A 3,880-nucleotide genomic window follows, 5' to 3' on the forward strand; every position below is an offset into this window, starting at 1 on the left:
GGGGAACACCCGAGGCAGTCTGTGGGCGATCTGCTCGGGACTCCACCGGCGCCGGAGTTCACCCACCACGTGATCCCACAGTCCCGGGTCGGTCTCGAGCTTGCGCGGCTTGGGTCGTGCCCGGGCGTGGGCCGCTTTGCGATCGGCGGCGTAGGGCCCGTAGCGGCCACGCACCGGCGGGTCCTGGCCGGGACGCCGGTAGCTGTTGCGGTCCAGCTCCCGGCTGATCGTCGAGGCCGCCCGGTCGATCAACCGACCGATCTCGCGGACGCCGTAGTCGAGCACCCGCAGGTCAGCGATCACCAACCGCTCAGCCAGACTCAGATACCGGCCCCGCACCTCCCGCGGCGCGAGCTCGATGACCGCCTGCGCTACCTCGAAGAGCCGTTGAGCCTGCTCCGCGGCCCGCTCCACCGCCCGCTCGCGGCCACGGCGGACCTGCCGCTCGGCGGCCTCCGGATCACGCCACCGCTTCACCGTTGAGCGCGACACCCCGACCCGGCGGCCGGCCTCCCAACACTCCACACCCTGCGACACAAGATCAACGTAGGCAGCGTGGCGCTCGCGATCCCGAGCGCCACGCCGCCAAACTGAACCCTGATCCACCGCAACCCCTCACCATCGAGGTGTTGCGACCACCCCTCGCATCCGCCTCGACGCAGCGAACGGGCCGTTCGTGTCGGTCGGGGCGGGTGATCCCCGGGTCACACGACCTCGGCAGATAGGTTCAGCGCGTGTCGAAGGTGCTGACCAGTCTCCCGGACGGCGAGCGGATCGGGATCGCGTTCTCGGGAGGGCTGGACACCTCCGTCGCGGTCGCGTGGATGCGTGAGCACGGGGCCGTGCCCTGCGCCTACTCCGCCGACCTCGGCCAGTACGACGAGGAGGAGATGGGCACCCTCCCCGACCGCGCGAAGTCCTACGGCGCCGAGATCGCGCGCCTGGTCGACTGCCGCGGGCCGCTGGTCGAGGAGGGTCTGGTCGCGCTGCAGTGCGGCGCCTTCCACATCCGCTCGGGCAGCCGCGTCTACTTCAACACCACGCCGCTGGGCCGCGCGGTGACCGGCACGCTGCTCGTGCGGGCCATGCAGTCCGACGACGTGTCGATCTGGGGCGACGGCTCGACCTACAAGGGCAACGACATCGAGCGGTTCTACCGCTACGGCCTGCTGGCCAACCCCCGGCTGCGCATCTACAAGCCCTGGCTCGACGCCGCGTTCGTCGACGAGCTCGGCGGGCGCGCCGAGATGTCCCAGTGGCTCACCGAGCACGACCTGCCCTACCGGGCCAGCAAGGAGAAGGCGTACTCCACCGACGCCAACATCTGGGGCGCCACCCACGAGGCCAAGACCCTCGAGCACCTCGACGAGTCCCTCGAGATCGTCGACCCGATCATGGGCGTCCGCTTCTGGGACCCCGCCGTCACGATCGAGCCCGAGGACGTGACGATCCGGTTCGAGCAGGGCTACCCGGTCGCGATCAACGGCGTCCGGTTCGACGACCACGTCGCGCTCGTGCTCGAGGCGAACGCGGTCGGCGGGCGCCACGGCCTCGGGATGTCCGACCAGATCGAGAACCGGATCATCGAGGCCAAGAGCCGGGGCATCTACGAGGCGCCCGGCATGGCGCTGCTGTTCATCGCCTACGAGCGGCTGCTCAACGCGATCCACAACGAGGACACGATCGCGAACTACCACAACGAGGGCCGTCGCCTCGGCCGGCTGCTCTACGAGGGCCGCTGGCTCGACCCGCAGTCGATCATGCTCCGCGAGAGCCTGACGCGCTGGATCGGGCGCACCATCACCGGCGAGGTGACACTGCGCCTGCGCCGCGGCGAGGACTACTCGATCCTGCGCACCGAGGGCCCGACGCTGAGCTACCACCCGGCCAAGCTCTCGATGGAGCGCACCGAGGACGCCGCCTTCGGGCCGGTGGACCGGATCGGTCAGCTGACGATGCGCAACCTCGACATCGCCGACTCGCGGGAGAAGCTCGAGCAGTACGCCGCCATGGGGCAGCTGACCGGGCAGGCCGCGTTCGTCGGGGAGATCGAGCAGGGGCGGGCCGGGCAGATCGCCGGCCGCGGCGAGGGTGACGACGTCGACGAGAGCGCGCTGGAGCGGGCGGCGATGGAGAGCGGCACGGACTAGGTGGCCTGCGGCCTCGTGAGCACTAATCCGCCCTATGGCACGGACAAGTGCTCACGGGCGCGAAGCGCACCTAGATCCGCCGCGCCCGCGCCTCCGCGAGCAGGTAGAGCCCGAACGCGACGAACCCGACGGCCACCACGAGCAGCAGGAACGCGCCGAAGGGCTGGTCGGCCAGCGTCTTGAGCGCGGCGTCGAGCCCACCGGCCCGCGACGGGTCCGCGGTGAGGGCCGCGGTCGCGAACAGGACCGCCATCACCGCGAAGGCCACCGCGCGCAGCACGTGCCCGGCGACGCCGACCCAGACGATCGGCTGGCGCAGCCGCGCGGGCAGCCGCGAGCGGTCCAGTTCCTCGAGGAAGTCGCGGCGGATGCCGGTCCACGCGGTGGCGACGGCGGCGATGGCCACGACGAGGCCGACCAGCCCGACGAGCACGCGCCCGGCCGGGAGGGTCAGCAGGCCGGCGGTGGCCTGCTGCGAGCCGCCGGTGCTCGAGCCGGACGACCCGGTGACGAGCAGCCGGATCCCGAGCACCGCGACCCCGAGCACGGCCAGCGCGCGGGCCCCCGAGCCGATCCGCTTCTGGGTGCGGTCCCACCCCGAGGCCCAGCGGAAGCCCGTGGCCGCGGCCAGGCCCTGCCAGATGCCGAACGACACGAGGCCGAGCACCATGACGCCGATGCCGACGAGGCCCAGTGGCTCCGAGGCGATCGCCGAGAGCGCGCCCTGCTGGTCGGCCTGCCCGCCGCTCGGCGACGGCCCGCCGAGGGCGACCTGGACCGCGATGACCCCGACGACCAGGTGCACGAGTCCGTAGCCGACCAGGCCGACGCGGCCCAGCAGTTCGACCCCGCGCGAGGGTGCCTCGCCCTCACCGCTCCGGCCGAGCCCGGCGAGCCCGCCGCGGACCTCGCGGGCGGCGGCCGCTGCCTGCCCGCCCGCCCCGCTGCCCCGCTCGCTCTCGCTCACTTGGTGCAGGTGATCTCGGGCTCCGGCTTGTAGCGCACGGTGTGCGGCTCGGAGCGCGTCTGCCCGGTCTTCACGTCCTTCAGCACGCGGGTGTCGGTGATGGTGAAGCCGTCGACGCCCTTGGAGGGCTTGCACTTCGGGTTGTCGGCCATGTTGCGCACCCCGGCCGGCACCGGGTCCGTGCGCGGCCCGGTCTGGGAGGTGACGTCGTAGCGCTTCTGCCCGAGGATCTGGACCTTGATCGACGACGGGGTCCACACCGTGCGGATGAGGACCGGCGTGTCGCCGTCGTTGCGGAACTTCAGGTCGATCGCGCCCTCGAAGACCGTCGCCTCGCGACCGGCCGGGTAGCGGCTGATCGAGTAGCTGTGCTCCTTGTGCTCGACCTCGTCGAGCCCGGCGAAGTACGTGGCGTTGTAGAGCGTCGTCGCGAACTGCGAGATGCCGCCGCCGACGCCGCGGGCCGGCACGCCGTCCTCGATGATCCCGGCCTCGACGTAGCCCTGGCCCGCGTCGCGGGGGCCGGTGAAGCCGTTGAGGCTGAACGTCTCGCCGGGCTTCACGGTCGCGCCGTTGACCTGCTCGGCGACCCGCTTGATGTTCTGGCCGGAGTCCGCGGCGAAGCCCCCGGTCTGGAACTCGCCGATCACGGTGGCCGGACCGAGGGCCTGCAGCGCCTCGGTGGTGACTTTCGGGGGCGTCGTCGTGTACACCGCGTTCACCGCGCGGCCCGTCGCGGGCGGCGGCGGCGCGGGGGTGCCCC

The 3,880-nt window shown here is 72.2% G+C and carries 4 protein-coding genes; 1 reads left to right on the top strand and 3 read right to left on the bottom strand.

All coding sequences use genetic code 11. The features are described from left to right. Positions 1-606 (bottom strand): transposase (locus AC0CYZ_RS07235; protein WP_472213755.1); only part of this gene is annotated, 606 nt, incomplete at its 3' end. Positions 607-734: 128 nt separating this feature from the next. Here AC0CYZ_RS07235 and argG point away from each other — a divergent pair. Continuing rightward, complete coding sequence (argG, locus tag AC0CYZ_RS07240; protein WP_472213757.1) at positions 735-2,150, top strand: argininosuccinate synthase; 1,416 nt, start codon at positions 735-737, stop codon at positions 2,148-2,150. A 70-nt stretch (positions 2,151-2,220) separates the two neighbouring features. On the opposite strand, the gene AC0CYZ_RS07245 is transcribed toward argG, so the two are convergent. Further along, the gene (locus AC0CYZ_RS07245; RefSeq protein WP_472213759.1) at positions 2,221-3,117 is read right to left on the bottom strand and encodes a DUF1206 domain-containing protein; all 897 of its coding nucleotides are present in this window, start codon (positions 3,115-3,117) and stop codon (positions 2,221-2,223) included. Beyond that, on the bottom strand, positions 3,114-3,880 hold a 767-nt coding region (locus AC0CYZ_RS07250; RefSeq protein WP_472213760.1), incomplete at its 5' end, for a VanW family protein. The genes AC0CYZ_RS07250 and AC0CYZ_RS07245, both read right to left, overlap by 4 nt.

Source organism: Actinomycetospora sp. (genome assembly GCF_055612215.1).